We start from the raw sequence: 25893 nt of genomic DNA on the forward strand, positions 1-25893 counted from the left end.
GAAAAAAACAACAAAAAGATACGATATTGAGAAGTTTTGTAAGGGGTTTCGGCGAAAAACTATTTTTTTCGTCGTTTTTCTTCACGAGTGGGAAAAATCTGCTATACTCTAGGGGAATAAGATTTAAAGGAGTTTGTCTATGAAATTCAAACCAGTTTTGTTTGCTAGTTTAGCAGTAGCAGCGCTAGGAGCTGCGACAGTTCTTGATACAGAAGGAAACCTGCCTTTCTCATCACAGGTTGTTCATGCAGATTCGAGTGATATCGTGGGGATTAAAAAACATGATGTGAAAATTACACTAAAACAGCATCCTACATTAGAGAAATTAGATATCACGGCTACGATTGATAGTTTACCTAGAGGAGTATACAGTAATTCTATTAGTAGTGTTTTTGGTTTTTTTAAAAATGTTAACACTGGTGAACTTCATCAATATATTCTACCAAATATGTCGTTCACTTCTTATGAATTGTCAGTTTCAAGAGAGTTTTATTGGAATAATGATAATTTGATATCTTTAGCAGATGGAGATTATTGGATTGTGTATTCTGATACATTAGAGGATACAGAAGGTGCTCCTCGCTATGAACACCGTTACTACGGACAGTCTGAAATTGTGACAATTAAAGATCATAAAATTATCAGCATCGGTGGACGAAGACAAGCTACAGCCCAGTCTCAAAGCTCTCAAGCTCAAACACATTCTACTACTAGCAGCACAGCTTCTGGAAAAAATGGCTGGTCAGGCAGCTCTTACTACCAAAATGGCAACAAGGTCTACAGCAAGTGGATCTATGATTACCAATATAAGTCTTACTTCTATATCGATGCTGCGGGTAACTATGTTCAAAATGCTTGGGTGGGCAATTACTACCTCAAATCTGGCGGTTACATGGCACAAAATGAGTGGGTATATGATAAAAACTATGGAGCCTATTACTATTTGACTGGTGAAGGTAGCTATGCTCGTAGTTCTTGGGTCGGTAACTATTACCTCAAAGCAAATGGTAAAATGGCCAAGAGCGAATGGATTTATGACAGAAATTATAGAGCATACTATTACCTAACAGGTGAAGGTAGTTATGCACGTAATGCTTGGATTGGTGATTATTACCTTAAATCTAATGGTAAGATGGCCGTTAGTGAACGAACTCCAGATGGCTATCGAGTAGATGGTTCAGGTAAATGGATTCGTTAGTAGGAGATGATGGTAATTTATGATGAAAATGAAAACAGTATTAGTATCGGCCTTGTTTATTTTTGCCGTAGGCACTGCAGCTCTCGTTAACGTTCAGGAAGTAATGGCTGCCACTCCTAAACTTGCTAAATCAGACTACGATCCTGCTAAAGTTAAGAATTTAAAAGTACAGATGAATTTGAGTCAAGATACAAGTTCGGGAAAATTAAAGATTACAGCTAGTATTGATACCTTCCCGGAAGGAATGAATGAGGTTTCTATTCCCTTCTTCTTATTTAATGTTAAAACTCAAGTGACTGAAAAGTTCCCTGGATTAGCTGATGCTATTTTTACACCTAGTCAACCAAGCGTGACAAGGGAATATGATATGAATCAGGCTAATTTGAATGCTTTTGCGGATGGCGAGTATCGAATTGTTTTGAGAGATTGGAAACAGCCTCCGTATGGTTACTATCGTTATTATGGCCACACTGATATTGTGACCATCCAAGATCATAAAATGGTTGGAACAGGAAGTCATATCAATCATGCCAAAAATGGATGGTATGGAAGATCTTATTATAAAAATGGAATCAAGGTAAGAAATGAATTTGTTTCTGATCCTAAGGACAAAGGAATTTATTATTTAGATTCAGACGGCAATTATATTGAAAGTACATGGCGAGGGAAATCTTACTTTAAATCAGGGGGGAGATTGGCTCAAGAAGAGTGGATTTACGATAAGAACTATGGTGCCTGGTATTATCTTACCTTTCAAGCACAGTATGTAAAAAATGGTTGGGTCGGAAATTATTACCTCAAATCTGATGGTAAAATGGCCCAGAGCGAGTGGATCTATGATAGTTACTATAAATCATATTATTATTTAACATCGAATGGAAGCTATGCTCGAAACGCTTGGATTGGAAATTACTATCTCAAATCGAATGGTAAAATGGCCAAGAGTGAGTGGATTTATGACAGAAATTATGGAGCCTATTACTACTTGACTAGTGAAGGTAGTTATGCCCGCAATATTTGGGTAGACGATTACTATCTTAAAGCTAACGGTAAGATGGCTGTCAATGAACGCACACCAGATGGTTATCGTGTAGATGGCTCAGGTAAATGGATTCGCTAGTAACTTACTGGTTGAAATAAATCCAAGAGAGTGTAATCTGTATGAGAAAAGGAATCCTTTTAGGCAAGTATCTTAAAAGGATTTCTCTGTGTTCATAATTGAAAATAAAATGAGAAGTGAGATAGAGAAAATGAAAAAGTCTCCACTGGTTACAATAAAATCTAGATTAGATTTTATTTATTTAGCTTATGCTATTAGTTTGGGATTGATTATTTTGTTTAGTTTTATGGGAGTAATGGTTGATGAAGTAAATAATCCTTTAAATATTTATGGTTGGATTAGGGGTATTTTAAATGCAAATCTCTTTTTAGCAGTCTCGTTATTAGAACTTGTGTTTGTATTGAAAAGAAAAGAGAAAACCTTGATTATCCTTAGGATTTTAAATAGTTTATGGTTGTTTAAGATGCTTCTAGACGTTGTAAAAGGAGTTGTCCAAAGTCAAATCGCAGCTACAAGCTATAATGTTTTTGCTGGAATTGTTCAGTTTACCTCTGGCTTTTTATCAGGCTGGTCTCCTACGATGGAAAGAGCCAACTCAGCTGACATGTTGAATGGATACTATCTTATTTTGTATTCAGCATTTTTTAGCTTAATTCTTCTTGTAGTTTATTGTTTCTTTAAGTATATAAAAAAGGAAAAACTAACCTTTGAGTTTCATCTTTCATTTTTGTCAGTAGAGGATATCAAGAAATCCTATGATAAAAATAAACTCTTAACAATTGCTTCTATCAGTATATTTTCATCGCAATTTTTGTATTTTTATAGTTTATCTGGTACAATTAATAAAACTGTATCACCCTTTACCTACCATGCCATCTTGGCTTTTATTATTCTTGCTTTAGCCGTTTTAGTTGTATCCTCTATTGCAAGGGGAGAAGAAAGAAGATTGGATACATATATCATCACCTTGTTAGCAACATTTATTGTCTATAATCCAATATACATTTTTCAACATGGTCGTCCTGGTTTAGGTTATATTGTCTACATTTTTGGATGGGTCTTATTTAGCTATTATTTGGTGGATAAAAAATGGATACAATCAGAAAGGAATCATTGAGAAGATTTGAAAAAGATGAAAAAGTATTTACGATATAGTATCGTTTTCCTAGTTGCTTTGCTATTTTTAGGAGCTTGTGGAAAGAAGGAGGAATCCTCTTCAGATCTAATGGATCAGATTGATATTGCGAATTCTCTTGAAAAAGACAATTTTGATGAGTGGTATCGTTCTTTTGGAACAATTGAACATTTGTCAGGTGAGATGCCCCTATTTGGAACCATTGATCTTGGTTATAATGGTCAGGCCATTATTGTGAGAGATGGGAAAGAGATGTTGCATGGCCGTGATCGTGGTGGAATGATGAAAGGTCAACATACGATTAAAAAGTATGAGGGGGATACAAAAGTCACGACTATTGATTACGAACTCGACAAAACCTATGTTGTTGGAAAGACGTATTCTAAAACAACAGTTCTACCAGAAGTTGAGGTTTCGCTATCTATATCTCAGGAAGAGATTGACCGCATCGAAACAGACTTTAAAGATCAGTCCTATACTTTTTATGGCTACAAGGATCCTAACGGCTATCTCATATTGACAGATGGTAAAGAAGACAAACCAACAGTCTATCTTTACAAGCTGGAGCAACCAATGGAATTGAAAGTTACTGCTGAAAAGGCTGCAGTTCGTAAGGAACCTCTCTATGATTCAGAAGTGATTACTGAACTCAGCAAGGATCAGAGAATAACTGCTTCCAATTCAATCGCTGGGGAGAGAAAAGATCGAGGCCATATTTGGTACCAAATTGATGTAGAGGGGAAAACTGGTTTTATACTGCAAGCGGATATTATTGACTCTAAAACAAATCGTTACCCTACCAATATGATCGCTACGAGACGTCCATTTAAGGAACCAGAAATCTTGAATGGAAATCTGCATCTAATAGCAGATACCTGGGTTAATGCTGCGGGTGAAGAAATCACTATCAAACCAGATGGCAGTATGAGTAACGGAGATCGCTTGCAGATAGGATCTGAGACAATAGATATACCTGTACTGATTGTTGGAAGAACAGAAGAAGGTGTCCTTGTTTATCCGGCTAATTCACCTAGCGATCCTCATGGTGGTCGGTCAGATAGCAGTAAGGATCGGATAGCCTTCTCAAACAAGCCAATTATTCCATCAGATAAGTTTTTCTACAGAAAATCAGATGGCGTAACAACTTTTGATAATTCAGGAACTCAGAATGCGACTAATCAGGAGACAGCTCAGAGTTCGAGTCGGGAACCTGTAGTTGGAAATCCTTCTGTTCAAAATCCTCAAAAGGATGAAATATTACTAGTAGTAGGTAGTTGGTCGACAACTGGGTCAAAACCTAAAAACTTGATTATTCACGATTCTGGCTTGGTCAATAAATATGAACGAATCTTTTTGTCCAAGAACCAGGAAGGAGCCGTTGGAAAGCGATTTGAGATTGGAATTCGGGCAACAACGCCTGTACTCTTTATACCAGCAGGAACGCCTCACGGTGCGTCAGATTCATCCAAAGACCGCCTATTTTATGAAGAATTTGGGAAATCAGATAGAGCTGAAGATTATTACTACCGAGATTAGTAGATATATTTAAAAGCAAAAGAATGTCGCAAGATTGTGGCGTTCTTTTTTGTTTGTCCCATACTTCACTATATAGCTCTAAAAGAATGAATTAATCAAATCCAAACAGAGCCAATCGTTCGCAAACAGTCTATTTTTCTTGAAAAAAGAGGCTTTTTTTCTAAAAATCCCTAGTCAAGCGCTTTATTTTTTTGTATAATAGAAGTAGCAAAGTATAGATAAGAAGAGAAAAGCATGATAACACTATTTCTATCACCGAGCTGTACTTCATGTCGTAAGGCGAAGGCCTGGTTAGAAAAACACAAGGTGCCCTTCGAGGAGCACAATATTATGACCAGTCCTTTAACAAGAAAAGAATTGCAACACATCCTTTCCTTGACCGAAAATGGTACTGATGACATCATTTCAACTCGTTCAAAAATTTTTCAAAAATTAGATATTGATGTAGAAAGTATTTCGGTATCAGAATTGCTTCATTTGATTGAGCAGTATCCAAGTCTTTTGCGTCGTCCAATTATTATCGATGCCAAACGTATGCAGATCGGTTTTAATGAAGATGAGATTCGTGCTTTTCTCCCTCGTAGTTACCGTAAGCAAGAACTAAAAGAAGCAAGAATGAGAGCTGGTATTAGTTAATGAACAAACAGTATAGTTACCCACTAGATTTGTCGTGGAGCACTGAAGAACTTGCTTCAGTGCTTTCTTTTTTTAATGATGTTGAAGCTGCCTATGAAAGCAAGGTAGAGGCTAAAAAGTTACTGGACTCCTATAAGGGATTCAAATTGGTTGTGCCAAGCAAGAGTGAAGAGAAGCGTTTGGGACGAGAATTTGAAACGGTCAGTGGCTATTCGCTTTACCGAGCGGTTCAGGCTGCCAAGGAAAAAGGGGAAGGAAAGATTTCTCTTGGAAAGTAAATTTGAATTTGCTAAAGAGCTAATTAAGAAAGCGGGCCAGTACATCCTTGACCACATGCAGGAAGATTTGCAGGTTACGACCAAGTCCTCTCCAACAGACTTGGTGACCAGACTGGACAAGGAAGTTCAGGAACTCTTGGTTAGTGAGATTTTGTCCCGTTATCCTGAGGATAAGATTTGTGCTGAAGAAGGTTGTCTGCGAGCCTCGGTTCAAGAGGGCAAGGTTTGGGTCATTGATCCGATTGATGGGACCAATAATTTTGTAGCCCAGCAGGAAGATTTTGCTGTTATGATGGCTTATTTTGAAAATGGTAAGGGGCAATTTGGACTGATTTATGATGTGGTCAAGGGGGATTGTTATCACGGTGGTGGTAAGTTTCCAGTCTGCCGAAATGATCAGCCCCTAGCTCCCTTTAAAGCCAAACCACTTGGAGATTTTCTCATTGCAGGAAATAGTGGTATGCTGGAAACCAATGAATGGGGGCTGGCTGATTTGAGCCGAGCGGTCCTCGGTGTTCGTGTCTATGGAAGTGCGGCCATTAGTTTTGCCAAGATATTGTCAGGGCGTTTGTTGACTTATGTCACCTATCTGCAACCATGGGATTATGCTGCGGCTAGTATTTTAGGAGAAGGTCTGGGCTATCGGGTGGTGACCCTTTCTGGTGAAGCTCTTGATTTTCAAACCAGACAGCCAGTCATGATGGTGCCTCTTGAGATGCAGGAGGAAATTCAGTCCTATATTTACGAAAGGAAAAAAACTTAAATGCAATTTCCAGAAGGATTTGTTGAAAAATATGAAGAGATACTAGGAGATGAGGCAAGAGATTTTCTTGCCTCTTTTGAGGAGGAAGCGGTTTCGGCCTTTCGGGTAAATCCTTTAAAAGAAGCGCCAGTTTCCTTTCCTGATGCCATTCCTCAAACTCCTTGGGGCCACTACGGGAAGGTGTCTGGGAAATCGCCTGAGCATGCTACTGGTTTGGTTTATTCGCAAGAACCCGCTGCTCAAATGGTAGCTCAGGTCGCCCAACCTAGTCCTGGAATGAAGGTCTTGGATTTAGCCGCTGCTCCAGGTGGCAAATCAACCCAACTGGCAGCCTATCTAGCAGGGGAGGGGCTCCTTGTTTCCAATGAAATTTCAAGCAAACGGGCTAAGATCTTGGTTGAAAACATGGAGCGCTTTGGAGCGACAAATGTCGTAGTGACCAATGAATCTGCTGACCGCTTGGCCAAGGTCTTTAAAGGCTATTTTGACCTCATTGTCCTTGATGCCCCTTGCTCGGGGGAAGGAATGTTCCGTAAGCAGCCAGATGCTATGGACTATTGGAGCCTTGATTGTCCGAGTCAATGTGCTAGTTTGCAAAGAGAAATTCTGGAAGATGCAGTGACCATGCTAGCAGAAGGTGGTCGTCTGGTTTATTCGACCTGCACTTGGGCACCTGAGGAAAACGAAGAGATTGTCAATTGGTTGTTGGATGAGTATGATTTTGACTTGTTGCCAGTAGAGCATATCAATGGAATGGTAGCTGGTATTGACCTGCCAGAAACAGCTCGTATGTACCCACATCATTTTAAGGGAGAGGGGCAATTTGTAGCCCATTTGCAATTTAAGGGTGAAAATCCAGTTCCTAAATTTAAGGCAAGTAAGAGCAATCTCAGCCGAGAACAAGTTACTTTGTGGCAGGAATTTGCCCAAAAACACTTGAAGGTCAATCTAAGAGGGATCTTGCAGACTTTTGGGGACCAACTCTATCTCTTGCCAGAACTCTTGCCAGATTTAGGGAAACTCAAGATTGCTCGCAATGGACTGCATCTGGGAACCTTCAAGAAGAAACGCTTTGAACCTAGTTTTGCTCTTGGTCTAGCCTTGAAACCAAGTCAGGTCAAACAGTCGGTTGAAATTGACCAAGAAGAGTTTGTAAAGTATGCGGCTGGAGAGACTGTCCAGCTGGCGGAAAGTCTGCCAAATGGTTGGTACCAAGTTTTGGTTCAAGGCAATGGTTTGGGCTTTGCTAAGGTGACTGGAAATGTTTTGAAAAATTATTTTCCAAAAGGCCTCAGATTCAAGTGAAAATGCTAGTCAAAGTAGCTTGTCTATGTTATAGTGGAAGTATGGATTTTTTTCAAATTGTCTTTTATTTTAAGTCAAAATTTGTTGAGAAGGCAACTGAGCAAATTTCTAGTAAAACTAAGCTAGTAACTTCAGTCAGCTCCCAATTTTAAAAAAGAAAAACATAATTAAATAGTTGAAAAAATTCATAGCATTCACCATTATTTTCAAGGAGAAAAAACAGTGAAAAAAAGGAAAAAACTCGCTCTATCCCTTGCGGCTCTTTTGCTAGCAGGTTCTTTGGTGGGATGTGCTAGCTGGATTGATCGTGGAGAATCCATGACAGCTGTTGGATCAACGGCTCTCCAGCCCTTGGTCGAAGCAGCAGCAGATGAATTTGGCTCTATGCACATTGGAAAAACAGTTAACGTCCAAGGTGGAGGATCTGGTACAGGTTTGTCTCAGGTTCAGTCTGGAGCCGTTGATGTAGGAAATTCAGACGTATTTGCCGAGGAAAAAGACGGTATCAACGCATCCGCTCTTGTGGATCACAAGGTTGCAGTAGCGGGCTTGGCAGTGATTGTAAATAAGGAAGTTGACGTTGAAAATCTGACAACTGAACAACTCCGTAGCATCTTCACAGGTCAAGTGACCAACTGGAAAGAAGTCGGTGGGAAAGACCTAGCCATTTCTATTATTAACCGTGCGGCAAGTTCTGGTTCTCGTGCAACCTTTGATAGTGTTATCATGGATGGTCAGTCTGCTGTGCAGAGTCAAGAACAGGATTCAAATGGGATGGTCAAAAACATTGTTTCCCAGACACCAGGAGCCATTTCTTACCTAGCCTTTGCCTATGTGGATGACTCGGTGAAACGCATGAAGTTGAATGGCTATGAGCCGATTGCAGAAAATGTTACAACCAATAACTGGCCTTTGTGGTCTTATGAACACATGTATACACTAGGCCAACCGAATGAATTGGTGGCAGAATTTCTTAACTTTGTCCTCTCAGATGAAGCGCAAAGTGGAATCGTTAAGGGAATGGGCTATATTTCTGTTAAGGAAATGAAGGTTGAAAAAGATGCTGTAGGAACGGTGACAGCACTAGAAGGGAGTCAATAATGAATCAAGAAGAATTAGCTAAAAAATTACTTTCTCCCTCAAAGAACTCTCGTTTAGAGAAACTAGGAAAAGGATTGACCTTTGCCTGTCTGTCTTTGATTGTCATCATTGTGGCTATGATTTTGATTTTCGTAGCCCAAAAAGGCTTGTCTACCTTCTTTGTCAATGGAGTTAATATCTTTGATTTCCTTTTTGGCCAAACTTGGAATCCTTCAGGTAAACAATTTGGTGCCCTTCCTATGATTTTGGGTTCCTTTATTGTCACAATCCTATCAGCTCTTATCGCAACTCCTTTTGCCATTGGTGCGGCAGTCTTTATGACGGAGGTCTCACCAAAAGGTGCTAGAATCTTGCAACCAGCTATTGAATTGCTGGTCGGGATTCCTTCAGTCGTATATGGATTTATCGGTTTGCAGGTCGTAGTTCCCTTTGTCCGTAGTGTCTTTGGTGGAACTGGTTTTGGGATTCTGTCAGGGATTTTCGTTCTCTTTGTCATGATCTTACCGACGGTAACCTTTATGACAACCGATAGCTTGCGTGCGGTGCCTCGTCACTACCGCGAAGCTAGTTTAGCTATGGGAGCTACTCGTTGGCAAACCATCTGGCGCGTGACCTTGAAGGCGGCGCGTTCAGGGATTTTCACAGCAGTGGTCTTTGGGATGGCACGTGCCTTTGGTGAGGCCTTGGCCATTCAGATGGTGGTCGGAAACTCAGCCGTTGTCCCAACTTCACTAACAACACCTGCTGCGACCTTAACCTCTGTCTTGACCATGGGTATCGGAAATACCGTTATGGGAACAGTTGACAATAACGTTCTCTGGTCACTGGCCCTAGTCTTACTCTTGATGAGTTTGGCTTTCAACAGTGTGATTAAATTGATTACGAAAGAAAGAGGAAAGAAAAACTATGCACGCTAAGAAATTAGATAAAATTGCAACAGCTGTCCTCTACTCGATTGCAGGAATTATCGTTGCCATCCTGGCCTCCTTGATTCTCTATATCTTGGTTCGTGGTTTGCCCCACATCTCTTGGTCTTTCTTGACTGGCAAATCATCTTCTTACCAAGCAGGTGGAGGGATTGGAATTCAGCTCTATAATTCCTTCTTCCTTCTGGTTATTACCTTGATTATCTCTGTTCCCTTGTCTATGGGGGCTGGGATTTTCCTAGCTGAATATGCTAAAAAAGGTCCTGTGACCAATTTTGTCAGAACCTGTATTGAAATCTTGTCTTCATTGCCATCAGTGGTTGTAGGTCTCTTTGGTTACTTGATCTTTGTAGTTCAGTTTGAGTATGGATTTTCAATCATTTCAGGTGCTTTGGCCTTGACAGTCTTTAACTTACCTCAGATGACTCGTAATGTTGAAGACAGCTTGAAACACGTTCACCATACGCAACGTGAGGCCGGCTTGGCCCTTGGAATTTCTCGCTGGGAGACAGTGGTCCATGTGGTCATTCCAGAAGCCCTTCCAGGTATTGTGACTGGGGTCGTCTTAGCTTCTGGTCGTATTTTTGGTGAGGCGGCTGCTTTGATCTATACTGCAGGACAATCCGCTCCAGCTCTTGACTGGTCTAACTGGAATATTCTCAGTGTAACTAGCCCAATCTCTATCTTCCGTCAAGCAGAAACCTTGGCTGTCCACATCTGGAAGGTCAATAGTGAAGGTACTATTCCAGATGGCACCATCGTATCAGCAGGTTCTGCAGCCGTGCTCCTGATCTTTATCTTGATCTTTAACTTTGGAGCCCGCAAACTCGGAAGCTACCTACATAAGAAATTAACCGCTGCCTAAAGGAGAAGCCATGTCAAAATATAATTGGGATGAAAAGCATATCATCACCTTTCCTGAAGAGAAAGTGGCCCTCTCTACCAAGGATTTACATGTTTACTACGGTAAAAAAGAATCCATCAAGGGCATCGATATGCAATTTGAAAAAAATAAAATTACGGCCTTAATTGGCCCTTCTGGTTCAGGAAAATCAACCTACCTCCGCAGTCTCAATCGCATGAATGATACCATTGATATTGCTAAGGTAACAGGTCAAATTCTCTATCAAGGGATTGATGTCAACCGCCCAGAAATCAATGTTTATGAGATGCGTAAGCATATTGGAATGGTCTTCCAACGACCAAATCCCTTTGCCAAGTCTATCTACCGTAACATCACTTTTGCCCATGAACGTGCAGGAGTTAAGGACAAGCAAGTCTTGGATGAAATTGTGGAAACCTCTCTCCGTCAGGCTGCCCTTTGGGACCAGGTCAAGGACGATTTGCACAAGTCGGCCTTGACACTATCAGGTGGTCAGCAGCAACGTCTCTGTATCGCTCGTGCTATCTCTGTTAAACCAGATATCCTTTTGATGGATGAACCAGCGTCAGCCTTGGATCCAATTGCGACAGCCCAGCTGGAAGAAACTATGTTGGAATTGAAGAAGGACTTTACCATCATCATCGTGACCCACAGCATGCAGCAGGCTGCGCGTGCTAGTGATTACACAGGATTCTTCTACTTGGGTGACCTGATCGAGTATGATAAGACTTCTAATATTTTCCAAAATGCTAAACTACAGTCAACCAATGACTACGTAACAGGACACTTTGGATAGAAAGGAAACAGTATGACAGAAGCGATTTTACAGGTATCAGACCTGTCCGTTTACTACAATCAAAAAAAGGCCTTGAATAGTGTTTCCCTATCTTTCCAACCTAAGGAAATTACAGCCTTGATCGGTCCATCTGGATCAGGGAAGTCAACCCTCCTCAAGGCTATCAACCGCATGGGGGATCTCAATCCAGAGGTGACTACAACTGGTTCAGTGGTTTATAATGGCCACAACATCTATAGTCCTCGTACAGATACAGTTGAATTGCGTAAGGAAATCGGTATGGTTTTCCAACAGCCCAATCCCTTCCCTATGTCTATCTACGAAAATGTTGTTTACGGGCTTCGTATCAATGGAGTTAAGGACAAGCAGGTTCTGGATGAGGCAGTAGAAAAAGCCTTGCAACGGGCTTCCATCTGGGATGAGGTTAAGGACCGCCTGCATGATTCAGCTATTGGACTTTCAGGTGGACAACAGCAACGTGTTTGCGTTGCCCGTGTTTTGGCAACTAGTCCTAAAATCATTCTCTTGGATGAACCGACTTCAGCCTTGGACCCTATCTCGGCCGGTAAGATTGAGGAAACCTTGTATGGCCTAAAAGATAAATATACCATGCTCTTGGTTACGCGTTCTATGCAACAAGCCTCTCGTATTTCTGACAAGACAGGATTTTTCCTAGATGGAGATTTGATCGAGTTTAACGATACCAAGAAGATGTTCCTCAACCCACAACACAAGGAAACAGAAGACTATATTTCAGGAAAATTTGGATAAGGAGATAAATGATGTTACGTTCTCAATTTGAAGAAGATTTAGAGAAATTGCACAACCAGTTCTATGCCATGGGACAGGAAGTGCTATCCCAAATCAATCGTACAGTGCGTGCCTTTGTTACGCATGACCGGGATTTGGCCAAGGAAGTCATCGAAGACGATGCAGAAGTAAACGAATACGAAGTAAAATTGGAGAAGAAATCATTTGAAATGATTGCCCTTCAACAACCAGTTTCTCAAGACTTGCGTACCGTTTTAACAGTCTTAAAAGCAGTATCTGACTTGGAACGTATGGGTGACCATGCTGTTTCCATCGCAAAAGCAGCCATTCGTATGAAGGGAGAACAACGTATCCCAGCTGTTGAAGAGGAAATTAAGAGAATGGGTCGCGATGTCAAGAACTTCGTCGAAGCAGCCCTTGAACTCTATCTGAATGGTTCAGTGGACCAGGCCTATGAAGTAGCAGCCATGGACGAAAAAATCAACCATTATTTTGATAGCATTCGTGAGTTGGCTACAGAAGAAATTAAGAAAAATCCAGATGCTATCGTTACAGGACGTGATTACTTCCAAGTGATTGCCTTTTTGGAACGTATTGGAGACTATGCAAAAAATATCTGTGAATGGGTTGTTTACTTTGAAACAGGTAAGATTGTCGAACTATAAAATAGGATAATTCTGTATAAAAAGGAGCTTGAAATCAACTGAAAGCTCCTTTTATTGAATGAAAAAAATATTTTTAAGATAAAAATTCAAAAAACACTTGACAAGTATCTTGGATAGCGTTATAATTATACAAAATTAACAGAGAGGTTGTTTATTTATGAAATCAAAAAAATGGATATTTGTTTTATGTAGCTTTCTTGCAAGTTTCTTCTTAGTAGCTTGCCAGTCAGGTTCGAATGGTTCTCAGTCAGCTGTTGAGGCCATTAAGCAAAAGGGAAAATTAGTTGTGGCGACCAGTCCTGACTATGCACCCTTTGAATTCCAATCCTTGGTTGACGGGAAAAACCAGGTAGTCGGTGCGGATATTGACATGGCTCAAGCTATCGCTGATGAACTTGGGGTGAAGTTGGAAATTTCAAGCATGAGTTTTGACAATGTCTTGACCAGTCTTCAAACAGGTAAGGCTGATCTAGCGGTTGCGGGAATTAGCGCTACTGACGAGAGAAAAGAAGTCTTTGATTTTTCAATTCCTTACTATGAAAACAAGATTAGTTTCTTGGTTCGTAAGGCTGATGTAGAAAAATACAAGGATCTAACTAGTCTAGAAAGTGCCAATATTGCAGCACAAAAAGGAACTGTACCAGAATCGATGGTCAAGGAACAATTACCAAAAGCTCAATTGACATCTCTAACCAATATGGGTGAAGCTGTCAATGAATTGCAGGCTGGAAAAGTAGATGCTGTTCATATGGATGAGCCAGTTGCCCTTAGCTACGCTGTTAAAAATGCGGACCTAGCTGTCGCAACTGTCAGCTTGAAGATGAAGGACGGCGAAGCTAATGCAGTTGCCCTTAGAAAAAATAGTGCTGATTTGAAAGAAGTGGTGGACAAGGTTATCCAAAAACTCAAGGATGACGGTACCTACCAAAAATATCTTGAAAAAGCGGCAAGCTTAACAGAAGTTGAAGAATAAGAAAAAGCAGAGTTGGAAGTCAATCCAATTCTGCTTTTAAATAGTTTAAAACCTTTTCTAGATTTTCTAAGGATACCTTAGCAAATTGATAAGGACAGACATCCAAGTAAGCTTCTTCAAAAAAGTCTAAGCCCAGTTGGCTGTGCTTGAGACTGGCGATTTTAGGGTACTGTCTCAGATCAAGTAATAAACCATCGTGAAGGGGATAATGAGGAAGGGGACAAGGAGTGTTAGCTAGTCTTTCCTCGATTTGTTTTTGGTAAGCTTCCTGATTGGACAAGCGAGCCAGACGATTGTTCTCAAATAATTGACTGTCAATATAGAGTGACAGGGCCTTTTGCATGATGAGGTTGCTGTCGTAGTCTAGTATATTTTTGTAGGCTACAAAGGCTTTTTTAATAGCATTTGGAAGAATGAGCGCCGTAATCCGCAGGGCTGGAAAGAGGCTGGTTGAGAAGGACTTGATATAAATGACGCGCTCTTCTGTATCCAGATAGTGGAAGGTCTGGCCCTTCTTGGAGTCCAAATCACCTAGATAGTCGTCCTCGACGATATAGACTCCATACTTGGCAGCTAAGTCAAGAATAGCCCGTTTGTCCTGCTCAGAATAGGAATGGCCTAGAGGATAGTGAAAACGAGGAATAGTGTAGAAAAACTTGATCTTTCCTGTCTTGAAGTGGCCTTCAAGTTCCTCCAAGTCAATCCCATCAATGCCTCGTTCAATCGTTTGATAGTCCAGACCTTGAGCAATCAAGAGACGATTCATCCGATGGTAGGTCGGCTGTTCCACCAAGATTTCCTTTGATTGGCTAGGAAAGGATATTTGAGAGAGGATAAACAAGGCTTGTTGGGTTCCAGAAGTTAATACCAGTTGGTCAGCCTTGCAGTAGAGAGCTTGCTCAAAGAGGAGTTTATGAATAGACTGTCTTAAGTCTTCTAAACCTTCTTGGTTGTCATAGTAGTTGAAGAGGTAGTTTTCCCGGCCAATCAAGGTTTCGTTGACACAGAGTCGAAAATCGTCATAGGCACTAGCATGTTCGTCGGTAACCTCGATTTCTAGGTCTTGGTGTTGCCCTTGTTCTAAGACATAGTAGCCACTCTGGGGCTTGGCATAGAGGTATTGTTCGTGCCGTAATTCCAGCAAGGCACGTTGAATGGTGTCCTTGCTACAGTGAAAGTCAAGGCTCAGTTGACGGATAGAAGGTAGGCGGCTACCCGTTGGAAAACGTCCAGACTCAATACCGTTTTTTAGATAGGAAACAACCTCTTGGTACTTGCTTTGTTTCTTCATTCCAAACCTCCCTTGATTTTGTTACATTGTACCTTTTTTTTTCCTTCTTGGCAATGTCTAGAGTGTTTCTCTCGTTCACATCTAGGGGCAAATGTGGTATACTTAGGAGTAAGATTTATAGAATAATACTCTTCGAAAATCTCTTCAAACCACGTCAGCTTCATCTGCAGCCTCAAAGCTGTGCTTTGAGCAACCTGCGGTTAGCTTCCTAGTTTGACCTTTGATTTTCATTGAGTATAACAGACAAGAAAGTGAATGGATAAGAACGTGCAGGAACCAGTGAAATTATTTCAATACAACACCCTTGGAGCCTTGATGGCAGGCCTTTATGGTGGTACCATGACAGTGGGAGAATTGCTAGAGCATGGAGACCTTGGTTTGGGAACCTTGGATTCCATTGATGGAGAATTGATTGTCTTGGATGGCAAGGCTTATCAGGCCAAAGGATCAGGAGACCAGCCAGAGATTGTGGAGGTGTCACCAGATGCCCTTATTCCTTATGCAGCAGTAGTACCGCACCAGGCAGAGGTCATTTTCCGCCAGCGCTTTGAGATGACAGACAAGGAATTGGAAGAACGAATCGAGTCTTATTATGATGGGGAAAATCTTTTCCGCTCTATCAAGATTCGTGGGGAATTTTCACATATGCATGTGCGCATGATTCCCAAGTCAACACCAGAGACCAAGTTTGCTGATGTTGCAACCCATCAGCCTGAATATCGTCGTGACAATGTCGCAGGAACCATTGTTGGTTTCTGGACGCCAGAGATTTTCCATGGAGTTAGTGTGGCAGGCTACCATCTACACTTCATATCAGATGACTTGACCTTTGGTGGGCATGTCATGGACTTTGTCATCAAGGAAGGCATTATCGAGGTGGGAGCAGTTGACCAGTTGGATCAACGTTTCCCAGTTCAAGACCGTCAATACTTGTTTGCTAAGTTCAATGTTGACGAGATGAAAAAAGATATTGAAAAGGCAGAATAGGAGAAGAAAATGACCATTCATATTATTATTACCATGGTGCTGTTGCTGGCTTTCTTGATAGGGAGCATTTGGTATGCCAAAAAGAAATACCAGATTAATTTAGCTGTCTTGGGCTTGGGTGCTGTTGCTTTCTTTGTCTCTTCACAGATTTTAGAAAAACTGGTGCATATCTTAGTTTTGCATCCTCAAAAAGACGGTAGTATTGCCCTCTTGCAAGACCATCCGCTTGTCTATATCATCTATGGCCTAGCTATGGCAGCATTTTTTGAGGAAACAGCTCGTCTTGTTTTCTTCAAATGGTTGGAGAAAAAGAGAAGTTTGGAAAAGGCAGATGCCTTGGCTTATGGATTGGGGCATGGTGGTTTGGAGTTGATTTTCCTAGGTCTTACTAGTTTGATTAATCTCTACATCGTTCTCTCAGCAGTTCAAACTCAGAATCCACAGGTCATGCAATTGCTGTCTGAAAATATGTTGAAAACTATTCAGTCGCTATCAGTCTGGCAGATTTATTTGCTTGGTTTTGAGCGAATCTTGGCCCTAGGTTTCCAATTACTCTTGACTGTTTGGGTTTACCAAGCTGTTCGCCAGAAGAAATGGATTTATCTCCTAGCGGCCTATGGACTACATGCCTTCTTTGATCTGGCACCATCTCTTGCCCAAGTTGGCTGGTTGACCAATCCAGTCTTGGTTGAAGTTGTCCTAGCACTTGAGCTTGTTCTGGTTGCCTATGGAACAAAGGCTATCTTTTGCAAAAAATCATAAAAAGAGGGGAAACCTCTTTTTTTGTTTAAAATAAGCCCAAGATTTTTTTAGGGTCGTCAAATGGTCTTAAAAATGGTATAATGGAATGAATTTTGTAAAAGGAAGAGTGTCATGTCAGTAAAAGAAAACATGCTTGAAATCTTAGAAGGGATTGATATCCGTTTCAAAGAACCCTTGCATAGCTATAGTTATACAAAAGTAGGTGGAGAGGCCGATTATTTGGTCTTTCCACGAAATCGTTTTGAGTTGGCGCGCGTTGTTAAATTTGCCAATCAAGAAGACATCCCTTGGATGGTTCTTGGAAATGCCAGCAATATCATCGTTCGTGATGGTGGAATTCGTGGATTTGTCATCTTGTGTGACAAGCTCAATAATGTTTCTGTTGATGGCTATACTATTGAAGCAGAAGCTGGTGCCAACTTGATTGAAACAACTCGCATTGCCCTTCGTCATAGTTTGACTGGCTTTGAGTTTGCTTGTGGCATTCCAGGGAGCGTCGGTGGTGCTGTCTTTATGAATGCGGGTGCCTATGGTGGCGAGATTGCCCACATCTTGCAGTCTTGTAAGGTTTTGACCAAGGATGGAGAAATCGAGACCCTGTCTGCCAAAGATTTGGCTTTTGGTTACCGCCATTCAGCTATTCAGGAGTCTGGTGCAGTTGTTCTGTCAGCTAAATTTGCCCTAGCTCCAGGAAGCCATCAGGTTATCAAGCAAGAAATGGATCGTTTGACGCATCTACGTGAACTCAAGCAACCTTTAGAATATCCATCTTGTGGTTCGGTCTTTAAGCGTCCAGTAGGTCATTTTGCAGGTCAATTAATTTCGGAAGCTGGCTTGAAAGGCTATCGTGTCGGTGGTGTTGAAGTCTCAGAAAAACACGCAGGTTTTATGATTAATGTTGCTGACGGAACGGCTAAAGACTACGAGGACTTGATTGAGTCTGTGATTGAAAAAGTCAAGGAACACTCAGGTGTCACCCTTGAGAGGGAAGTCCGTATTTTAGGTGAAAGCAAGTAGGAAGTTTTAGTTAAAAAGCTGCTGCTATGTCATGGAAAGGGGGTGAAAGCCTATCGTCAGTGCAGAAGAATGTAGGCAGTTCAATCTCCTACACGAGGTAGTAGTGGCCTGACAGAGCCCTGATCTGTTAATCTATGAAAAAGAAGGAATAAATGACAATTGAAAAAACCAATTATTGAATTCAAAAACGTCTCTAAAGTTTTTGAAGACAGCAACACCAAGGTTCTCAAAGATATCAACTTTGAGTTGGAAGAAGGGAAATTCTATACCCTTCTAGGCGCATCTGGTTCAGGGAAATCAACTATCCTTAACATCATTGCAGGTTTACTGGATGCGACGACAGGAGATATTTTGCTGGATGGTGTCCGTATCAATGACATCCCAACCAACAAGCGAGACGTCCATACGGTCTTCCAATCCTATGCCTTGTTTCCACATATGAATGTGTTTGAAAATGTTGCTTTTCCACTCCGCTTGCGCAAGATTGACAAGAAAGAAATCGAGAAACGCGTAGCGGAAGTTCTCAAGATGGTTCAGTTGGAAGGGTATGAAAAACGTTCCATCCGTAAACTCTCTGGAGGACAACGTCAGCGTGTGGCTATTGCCCGTGCCATTATCAACCAACCCCGTGTGGTTTTGTTGGACGAGCCTTTGTCAGCGTTGGACTTAAAATTAAGAACAGATATGCAGTACGAACTGCGTGAACTGCAACAACGATTGGGCATTACCTTTGTCTTTGTCACTCACGATCAGGAAGAAGCCCTGGCTATGAGTGACTGGATTTTCGTTATGAATGATGGCGAGATTGTCCAGTCTGGAACACCTGTGGATATCTACGATGAGCCGATCAATCACTTTGTTGCCACCTTTATCGGTGAGTCAAATATCTTGCCAGGAATTATGATTGAGGACTACTTGGTTGAGTTTAACGGCAAACGCTTTGAAGCGGTCGATGGTGGGATGAAGCCAAATGAACCTGTTGAGGTTGTTATTCGTCCAGAGGACTTGCGGATTACCCTTCCTGAAGAAGGCAAGCTCCAAGTTAAGGTCGATACCCAGCTTTTCCGTGGGGTTCACTATGAAATTATCGCCTATGACGAACTTGGAAATGAATGGATGATCCACTCGACTCGTAAGGCCATTGTTGGTGAGGAAATCGGTCTGGACTTTGAACCAGAAGACATCCACATCATGCGTCTCAATGAAACCGAAGAAGAGTTCGATGCTCGTATTGAGGAGTACGTAGAAATCGAAGAGCAAGAAGCAGGTCTGATCAATGCAATCGAGGAGGAAAGAGATGAAGAAAACAAGCTCTAAACTCTTTGTAGTGCCCTACATGCTTTGGATTGTACTCTTTGTCCTCGCACCCTTGGTCTTGATTTTCGGACAATCCTTTTTCAACATTGAAGGTCAGTTTAGTTTAGAAAATTATAAATCTTACTTTGCGTCACAAAACTTGACCTATCTTAAAATGAGTTTCAACTCAGTGCTTTATGCAGGGATTGTGACCTTTGTGACCCTGCTTATCAGTTATCCGACAGCCCTCTTTTTGACCCGTCTCAAACACCGTCAACTATGGCTTATGCTGATTATCCTGCCTACCTGGATCAATTTGCTCCTTAAAGCCTATGCCTTTATCGGAATTTTTGGTCAAAATGGCTCTATTAACCAATTTTTGGAATTTATCGGAATCGGTTCGCAACAGTTGCTCTTTACTGATTTCTCCTTTATTTTTGTCGCAAGCTACATCGAGCTCCCCTTTATGATTTTGCCCATTTTCAATGTCTTGGACGATATGGACAACAATCTCATCAATGCCAGCTATGACCTAGGTGCGACCAAGTGGGAAACCTTCCGCCATGTCATCTTCCCTTTATCGATGAATGGTGTGCGAAGTGGAGTTCAGTCTGTCTTTATCCCCAGCTTGAGCCTCTTCATGCTGACCCGTTTGATTGGTGGGAACCGTGTTATTACGCTGGGAACGGCTATTGAACAGAATTTCCTAACCAATGACAACTACGGTATGGGTTCAACCATCGGTGTAATTCTCATCTTGACCATGTTCATCACTATGTGGGTGACCAAGGAAAGGAGAGGAACGATGAAAAAATTTGCCAACCTTTATCTGGGACTGGTCTTTCTTGTCCTCTACCTGCCAATCTTTTATCTGATTGGCTATGCCTTTAACGCAGGCAATGACATGAATAGCTTTACAGGCTTTAGCTTGAGCCATTTTAAAACTATGTTTGGCGATGGTCGCCTTATGTTGATTGTGACTCAGACCTTTTTCTTGGCCTTCCTGTCAGCCTTGATTGCGACCATTATCGGGACTTTTGGTGCCATTTACATCTACCAGTCTCGTAAGAAATACCAAGAAGCCTTTCTTTCACTCAATAATATCCTCATGGTTGCGCCTGATGTTATGATTGGTGCCAGCTTCTTGATTCTTTTTACTCAACTCAAGTTTTCACTTGGCTTTTTGACCGTTCTATCTAGTCACGTGGCCTTCTCGATTCCTATCGTGGTCTTGATGGTCCTGCCTCGTCTCAAGGAAATGAACGGTGACATGATTCATGCGGCCTATGACCTTGGTGCCAGTCAATTTCAGATGTTCAAGGAAATCATGCTTCCTTACCTGACTCCGTCTATCATTGCAGGTTATTTCATGGCCTTCACCTATTCGCTGGATGACTTTGCCGTGACCTTCTTTGTGACGGGAAATGGCTTTTCAACCCTGTCAGTCGAGATTTACTCTCGTGCTCGCAAGGGGATTTCGCTAGAAATCAATGCCCTGTCTGCCCTTGTCTTTCTCTTTAGTATTATCCTAGTTGTTGGTTATTACTTTATCTCACGTGAGAAGGAGGAGCAAGCATGAAAAAACTCTATTCATTTTTAGCAGGAATTGTAGCCATTATCCTCGTCTTATGGGGAATTGCGACGCATTTAGATAGTAAAATCAATAGCCGAGATAGTCAAAAACTGGTTATCTACAACTGGGGGGACTATATAGATCCTGAACTCTTGACTCAGTTCACAGAAGAAACAGGAATCCAAGTCCAGTACGAGACTTTTGACTCCAATGAAGCCATGTATACCAAGATCAAGCAGGGTGGAACGACCTACGATATTGCCATTCCTAGTGAATACATGATTAACAAGATGAAGGACGAAGACCTCTTGGTACCGCTTGATTATTCAAAACTTGAAGGTCTTGAAAATATCGGACCAGAGTTTCTCAACCAGTCCTTTGACCCAGGCAATAAATTCTCTATCCCTTACTTCTGGGGAACCTTAGGAATTGTCTACAATGAAACCATGGTAGATGAGGCTCCTGAGCATTGGGACGACCTCTGGAAACCAGAGTATAAGAACTCTATCATGCTCTTTGATGGGGCGCGTGAGGTATTGGGACTGGGGCTCAACTCCCTCGGCTACAGCCTCAACTCCAAGGATACCCAGCAGTTGGAAGAAACAGTGGATAAGCTCTATAAATTGACTCCAAATATCAAGGCTATTGTGGCGGATGAGATGAAGGGCTATATGATTCAGAACAACGCTGCTATCGGTGTGACCTTCTCAGGTGAAGCCAGCCAAATGCTAGAAAAAAATGAAAATCTACGCTATGTAGTACCGACTGAGGCCAGCAACCTTTGGTTTGACAATATGGTCATTCCCAAAACAGTCAAAAACCAAGACGCAGCCTATGCCTTTATCAACTTTATGTTGAAACCCGAAAATGCTCTTAAAAATGCGGAGTATGTCGGCTATTCAACACCAAACCTACCAGCTAAGGAACTACTCCCAGAGGAGAAAAAAGAAGACAAGGCCTTCTATCCAGATGCTGAAACCATGAAACACCTAGAAGTTTATGAGAAATTTGACCATAAATGGACGGGAAAATACAGCGACCTCTTCCTACAGTTTAAAATGTATCGGAAGTAGGAGATTAGCAGTCACGAAACGAATCAGTTAATCTGGTTCGTTTTTTAATAGAGGTCAGCTTTTATAGCCATATCTTTTTCTATTCTAGTTGCTTATTTTCTTTCCCAGTAGTATACTAAGTTTAACCTTACAGAAAGCGGTAACAAATAATGAAAATATCTACTTTTTTCAAAAAAATTTTATTGGCCAGCCTTTTTGACTGTTCAGCAAACTGTTATACTATTCTCTCTAAAGGATGGTTTGGATCGACAATACCTAACAACTGATTCCATACATTTGGTGATAGGGTTCTTTATATTTGTAAATATTTTCGAAGCTATCTTTAACAATTCAAAACTTTGGAATAAAAGTTGGGATAAAAAGAGTGATAGTAGTAAGAAAATATATGTTCTGAAAAAGTAATCTGAGATGTAGGAAATGGGTTATTAAATGGGTATCATTTCCAGTTGACGCAAGATTAAAAAAACGATATAATAAGAAAGTTGAGAATTGATTTTCAGTTGTCTTAGTCCAGAGAAATGGCGGTGCTGCAAGCCATCTAAGCTAGGAAGTCATGCTACTCAATCATACAATTGCATAAGAATAAGAGAATGACAAGTTCATTGAATGAAGGTGGTACCGCGGTTTTTCGCCCTTCGTGATATGAGCTTGTCTTTTGATTTTTGGAGGTGTTGATGAAAACATTTCTTGTCAAACAAAAGTTTCGTCTTGGAGGCGAACGCTTCGCTATCAAGGATGACAGGGGAGAAATCGCCTATCAGGTAGAGGGATCATTTTTTAAGATTCCCAAAACTTTTACCATCTATGATGCTAATGGTGAACATGTTAGTCAAATCAGTAAAGAAATCTTGACCTTGCTACCTCGTTTTGAGATTCAGCTTCGGAATGGCTCGAGTTTTGTCATTCGTAAGAAGTTGACCTTCTGGCGAGATAAGTATGAGTTTGATAATCTAGGTCTTCGTATCGAGGGCAATATCTGGGATTTGAATTTCAAATTGCTGGATGATCGCGATCAGCTGATTGCGGAAATTAAGAAGGAACTCTTCCATTTGCCTCTACCTATAGCGTAACGGTTCTGGAGGACGCTTATGCAGACCTAGTCATTTCCCTCTGTGTCGCGATTGACTATGTGGAAATGCTGGAAAGCCAATCACATTAAACAAGTAAATAAGGAGACAATATGAAACAACTATCTAGTGCACAAGTACGCCAAATGTGGCTTGATTTCTGGGCGACCAAAGGTCACTCAGTAGAACCATCAGTGAGCTTGGTTCCTGTAAATGACCCTACACTTTTGTGGATCAACTCTGGGGTAGCAACGCTTAAGAAATACTTTGACGGGACCATTATCCCTGAAAATCCACGTATTACCAATGCCCAAAAGGCTATCCGTACCAACGATATTGAAAACGTAGGGAAGACTGCACGTCACCATACCATGTTTGAAATGTTGGGGAACTTCTCTATCGGGGATTACTTCCGTGACGAAGCTATCACTTGGGCTTATGAGCTTTTGACAAGCCCAGAATGGTTTGACTTCCCAGCTGAGAAACTTTACATGACCTACTATCCAGACGATAAAGATTCTTACAACCGCTGGATTGCAGTAGGAGTGGACCCAAGTCACTTGATTCCAATCGAGGACAACTTCTGGGAAATTGGTGCGGGACCTTCTGGCCCAGATACAGAAATCTTCTTTGACCGTGGTGAAGCCTTTGACCCAGAAAATATCGGTCTTCGTCTCCTTGCAGAAGATATCGAAAACGACCGTTACATCGAAATCTGGAACATCGTATTGTCACAATTTAACGCAGACCCTGCTGTTCCTCGTAGCGAATACAAGGAATTGCCACACAAGAACATTGATACGGGCGCTGGTTTGGAGCGTTTGGTGGCCGTTATCCAAGGGGCTAAGACCAACTTCGAAACAGACCTCTTCATGCCAATCATTCGTGAAGTGGAGAAATTGTCTGGTAAGGTCTATGACCAAGATGGCGACAACATGAGCTTTAAAGTTATCGCTGACCACATCCGTTCACTTTCATTTGCCATCGGTGATGGTGCCCTTCCAGGGAATGAAGGTCGTGGTTATGTCCTTCGTCGTCTTCTCCGTCGTGCTTCTATGCATGGTCAAAAATTGGGAATCAACGAGCCTTTCCTTTACAAACTCGTTCCAACCGTTGGTAAGATCATGGAAAGCTACTACCCAGAAGTGCTTGAAAAACGTGACTTTATCGAAAAAATCGTTAAAAGCGAAGAAGAATCATTTGCCCGTACTCTTCACTCAGGTCAACACTTTGCCCAAGGCATTGTAGCTGATTTGAAAGAAAAAGGTCAATCTGTCATTGCTGGTTCAGATGTATTTAAACTTTACGACACTTATGGATTCCCAGTTGAACTGACTGAAGAAATCGCTGAAGAGGCTGGTATGACTGTAGACCGTGAAGGTTTTGAAGCAGCCATGAAAGAACAGCAAGAACGTGCGCGTGCATCAGCTGTTAAAGGTGGCTCAATGGGTATGCAAAATGAAACCCTTCAAAACATCACTGTAGAAAGTGTTTTCAACTACAATGCTAGCCAATTGCCTTCTAAGTTGGTGGCTATCGTAGCTGACAATGCAGAAGTAGAAGCTGTATCAGGAGGAACTGCCTCACTTATCTTTGCGGAAACGCCATTCTATGCTGAAATGGGTGGACAGGTAGCTGACCATGGACAAATCTTGGATGGGTCAGGCAAGGTTGTGGCTACTGTGACCAATGTTCAAAAAGCACCAAACGGACAAGCTCTTCATACTGTTGAAGTTCTTGCACCGCTTGCTTTGAACCAAGAATACACTTTGGCAATTGATACAAATCGTCGTCACCGTGTTATGAAAAACCACACTGCGACTCACTTGCTCCATGCGGCTCTTCACAATATCCTTGGCAGCCATGCAACTCAGGCAGGTTCGCTTAATGAAGTAGAATTCCTTCGCTTTGACTTTACCCACTTCCAAGCAGTGACTGCTGAAGAATTGCGTGCGATTGAGCAGCAAGTCAATGAGAAAATCTGGGAAGCTCTTGAAGTGAAGACAGTTGAAACGGATATTGACACTGCTAAAGAAATGGGAGCTATGGCCCTCTTTGGTGAGAAATACGGCAAGGAAGTTCGTGTTGTTACTATCGGTGACTACTCTATCGAGCTTTGTGGTGGTACCCACGTTGGCAACACTTCTGAAATTGGTCTTTTCAAGATTGTCAAAGAAGAAGGTATTGGATCAGGAACTCGCCGTATCTTGGCAGTGACTGGTAAGGAAGCCTTTGAAGCTTACCGTGAACAAGAAGACGCTCTTAAAGCTGTCGCAGTAACCTTGAAAGCACCTCAAGTCAAGGAAGTACCTCACAAGGTAGAAGGACTTCAAGAACAACTTCGTCAATTGCAAAAAGAAAATGCTGAGTTGAAAGAAAAAGCTGCAGCTGCAGCCGCAGGCGATATCTTCAAGGATGTGAAGGAAGTCAATGGTCACCGTTACATTGCTAGTCAAGTTTCTTTATCAGATGCAGGTGCCCTTCGTACTTTTGCGGATAACTGGAAACAAAAAGACTACTCTGATCTTCTTGTCCTAGTTGCTGCTATCGGTGACAAGGTCAATGTCCTTGTAGCAAGTAAGACAAAAGACCTTCATGCAGGAAACCTTGTCAAAGAATTGGCACCAATCGTCGATGGACGTGGTGGTGGTAAACCAGACATGGCCATGGCAGGAGGAAGCAACCAAGCTAAGATCCAAGAATTGTTGGATTCAGTAGCAGGTAAATTGTAATTAATACTCAATGAAAATCAAAGAGCAAACTAGGAAACTAGCCGCAGGCTGTACTTGAGTACGGCAAGG

The 25893-nt window shown here is 41.6% G+C and carries 23 protein-coding genes and 3 pseudogenes; 25 read left to right on the forward strand and 1 reads right to left on the reverse strand.

Features of this window, described 5'->3' with window-relative positions; genetic code table 11:
* Nucleotides 1-139 precede the first annotated feature (139 nt).
* From JQ841_RS07235 to JQ841_RS07305, 15 genes are all read left to right on the forward strand, one after another.
* On the forward strand, nt 140-1198 hold the full coding sequence (locus JQ841_RS07235; RefSeq protein WP_024057500.1) for a PspC-like choline-binding domain-containing protein: 1059 nt from the start codon (nt 140-142) through the stop codon (nt 1196-1198).
* A gap of 19 nt (nt 1199-1217) precedes the next feature.
* Nucleotides 1218-2318, forward strand: a complete 1101-nt coding sequence (locus JQ841_RS10340) for an endo-beta-N-acetylglucosaminidase (RefSeq protein WP_419991919.1) — start codon at nt 1218-1220, stop codon at nt 2316-2318.
* Nucleotides 2319-2448: 130 nt separating this feature from the next.
* Nucleotides 2449-3375: a hypothetical protein gene (locus JQ841_RS07245; protein ID WP_203180531.1), complete on the forward strand. Its 927-nt coding sequence runs from the start codon at nt 2449-2451 to the stop codon at nt 3373-3375.
* 15 nt (nt 3376-3390) lie between these two features.
* Nucleotides 3391-4929 carry a DUF6287 domain-containing protein gene (locus JQ841_RS07250; protein WP_203180532.1) on the forward strand — a complete coding sequence of 513 codons (1539 nt, stop codon included), beginning with the start codon at nt 3391-3393 and terminating at the stop codon, nt 4927-4929.
* Between the two features lie 234 nt (nt 4930-5163).
* Nucleotides 5164-5565 (forward strand): Spx/MgsR family RNA polymerase-binding regulatory protein, encoded by a 402-nt coding sequence (locus tag JQ841_RS07255; protein ID WP_000631254.1) that lies wholly within the window; start codon nt 5164-5166, stop codon nt 5563-5565.
* Nucleotides 5565-5843 (forward strand): UPF0223 family protein, encoded by a 279-nt coding sequence (locus JQ841_RS07260; protein ID WP_203180533.1) that lies wholly within the window; start codon nt 5565-5567, stop codon nt 5841-5843. Before JQ841_RS07255 ends, JQ841_RS07260 begins: the two co-directional genes overlap by 1 nt.
* Nucleotides 5833-6606 carry an inositol monophosphatase family protein gene (locus tag JQ841_RS07265; RefSeq protein WP_203180534.1) on the forward strand — a complete coding sequence of 258 codons (774 nt, stop codon included), beginning with the start codon at nt 5833-5835 and terminating at the stop codon, nt 6604-6606. The genes JQ841_RS07260 and JQ841_RS07265 overlap by 11 nt, the downstream gene beginning before the upstream one ends.
* Complete coding sequence (locus JQ841_RS07270; RefSeq protein WP_203180535.1) at nt 6607-7911, forward strand: RsmF rRNA methyltransferase first C-terminal domain-containing protein; 1305 nt, start codon at nt 6607-6609, stop codon at nt 7909-7911. It abuts the gene before it with no gap.
* 222 nt (nt 7912-8133) lie between these two features.
* Nucleotides 8134-9012, forward strand: a complete 879-nt coding sequence (locus tag JQ841_RS07275; protein WP_203180536.1) for a phosphate ABC transporter substrate-binding protein PstS family protein — start codon at nt 8134-8136, stop codon at nt 9010-9012.
* On the forward strand, nt 9012-9929 hold the full coding sequence (pstC, locus tag JQ841_RS07280; RefSeq protein WP_001070903.1) for a phosphate ABC transporter permease subunit PstC: 918 nt from the start codon (nt 9012-9014) through the stop codon (nt 9927-9929). The genes JQ841_RS07275 and pstC overlap by 1 nt, the downstream gene beginning before the upstream one ends.
* Nucleotides 9919-10803: a phosphate ABC transporter permease PstA gene (gene pstA, locus JQ841_RS07285; RefSeq protein WP_000543046.1), complete on the forward strand. Its 885-nt coding sequence runs from the start codon at nt 9919-9921 to the stop codon at nt 10801-10803. Before pstC ends, pstA begins: the two co-directional genes overlap by 11 nt.
* A 10-nt stretch (nt 10804-10813) precedes the next feature.
* Complete coding sequence (pstB, locus tag JQ841_RS07290; protein WP_020900241.1) at nt 10814-11617, forward strand: phosphate ABC transporter ATP-binding protein PstB; 804 nt, start codon at nt 10814-10816, stop codon at nt 11615-11617.
* A gap of 12 nt (nt 11618-11629) precedes the next feature.
* Nucleotides 11630-12388 (forward strand): phosphate ABC transporter ATP-binding protein PstB, encoded by a 759-nt coding sequence (gene pstB, locus JQ841_RS07295; RefSeq protein WP_000133484.1) that lies wholly within the window; start codon nt 11630-11632, stop codon nt 12386-12388.
* Nucleotides 12389-12399: 11 nt separating this feature from the next.
* Nucleotides 12400-13053: a phosphate signaling complex protein PhoU gene (phoU, locus tag JQ841_RS07300; protein ID WP_000946459.1), complete on the forward strand. Its 654-nt coding sequence runs from the start codon at nt 12400-12402 to the stop codon at nt 13051-13053.
* A 157-nt stretch (nt 13054-13210) separates the two neighbouring features.
* Entirely contained in the window at nt 13211-14026 is an 816-nt protein-coding gene (locus tag JQ841_RS07305; protein WP_203180537.1) for an ABC transporter substrate-binding protein, read from the forward strand.
* Between the two features lie 19 nt (nt 14027-14045).
* Here JQ841_RS07305 and JQ841_RS07310 read toward each other — a convergent pair whose 3' ends face one another.
* Nucleotides 14046-15317 carry an aminotransferase-like domain-containing protein gene (locus JQ841_RS07310; protein WP_203180538.1) on the reverse strand — a complete coding sequence of 424 codons (1272 nt, stop codon included), beginning with the start codon at nt 15315-15317 and terminating at the stop codon, nt 14046-14048.
* A 255-nt stretch (nt 15318-15572) separates the two neighbouring features.
* Between JQ841_RS07310 and budA the strand changes: the two genes are divergently transcribed.
* The 10 genes and pseudogenes from budA (at nt 15573) to alaS (ending at nt 25824) form a co-directional block, all read left to right on the forward strand.
* Nucleotides 15573-16304, forward strand: a complete 732-nt coding sequence (gene budA / locus JQ841_RS07315) for an acetolactate decarboxylase (protein ID WP_033681610.1) — start codon at nt 15573-15575, stop codon at nt 16302-16304.
* 9 nt (nt 16305-16313) lie between these two features.
* Nucleotides 16314-17066 carry a YhfC family intramembrane metalloprotease gene (locus tag JQ841_RS07320; RefSeq protein ID WP_203180539.1) on the forward strand — a complete coding sequence of 251 codons (753 nt, stop codon included), beginning with the start codon at nt 16314-16316 and terminating at the stop codon, nt 17064-17066.
* A gap of 111 nt (nt 17067-17177) precedes the next feature.
* Complete coding sequence (gene murB / locus JQ841_RS07325; RefSeq protein ID WP_049488624.1) at nt 17178-18083, forward strand: UDP-N-acetylmuramate dehydrogenase; 906 nt, start codon at nt 17178-17180, stop codon at nt 18081-18083.
* A 159-nt stretch (nt 18084-18242) separates the two neighbouring features.
* On the forward strand, nt 18243-19400 hold the full coding sequence (locus JQ841_RS07330) for an ABC transporter ATP-binding protein (RefSeq protein ID WP_042750955.1): 1158 nt from the start codon (nt 18243-18245) through the stop codon (nt 19398-19400).
* A pseudogene (locus JQ841_RS07335) lies at nt 19381-20178 on the forward strand (ABC transporter permease); the annotation flags it as partial. The gene JQ841_RS07330 and the pseudogene JQ841_RS07335, both read left to right, overlap by 20 nt.
* Before the next feature lie 6 nt (nt 20179-20184).
* On the forward strand, nt 20185-20958 hold the full coding sequence (locus JQ841_RS07340) for an ABC transporter permease (protein ID WP_000712740.1): 774 nt from the start codon (nt 20185-20187) through the stop codon (nt 20956-20958).
* Nucleotides 20955-22025: an ABC transporter substrate-binding protein gene (locus JQ841_RS07345; RefSeq protein ID WP_000737964.1), complete on the forward strand. Its 1071-nt coding sequence runs from the start codon at nt 20955-20957 to the stop codon at nt 22023-22025. Before JQ841_RS07340 ends, JQ841_RS07345 begins: the two co-directional genes overlap by 4 nt.
* A gap of 149 nt (nt 22026-22174) precedes the next feature.
* Nucleotides 22175-22427 (forward strand): annotated as a pseudogene (locus tag JQ841_RS10200) (hypothetical protein).
* Nucleotides 22428-22699: 272 nt separating this feature from the next.
* A pseudogene (locus tag JQ841_RS07350) lies at nt 22700-23184 on the forward strand (LURP-one-related/scramblase family protein).
* Between the two features lie 21 nt (nt 23185-23205).
* Nucleotides 23206-25824 carry an alanine--tRNA ligase gene (gene alaS, locus JQ841_RS07355; protein WP_203180540.1) on the forward strand — a complete coding sequence of 873 codons (2619 nt, stop codon included), beginning with the start codon at nt 23206-23208 and terminating at the stop codon, nt 25822-25824.
* Nucleotides 25825-25893 lie beyond the last annotated feature (69 nt).

Origin of the sequence: Streptococcus mitis (assembly GCF_905187535.1) — a bacterium.
Lineage (GTDB): Bacteria > Bacillota > Bacilli > Lactobacillales > Streptococcaceae > Streptococcus > Streptococcus mitis_BS.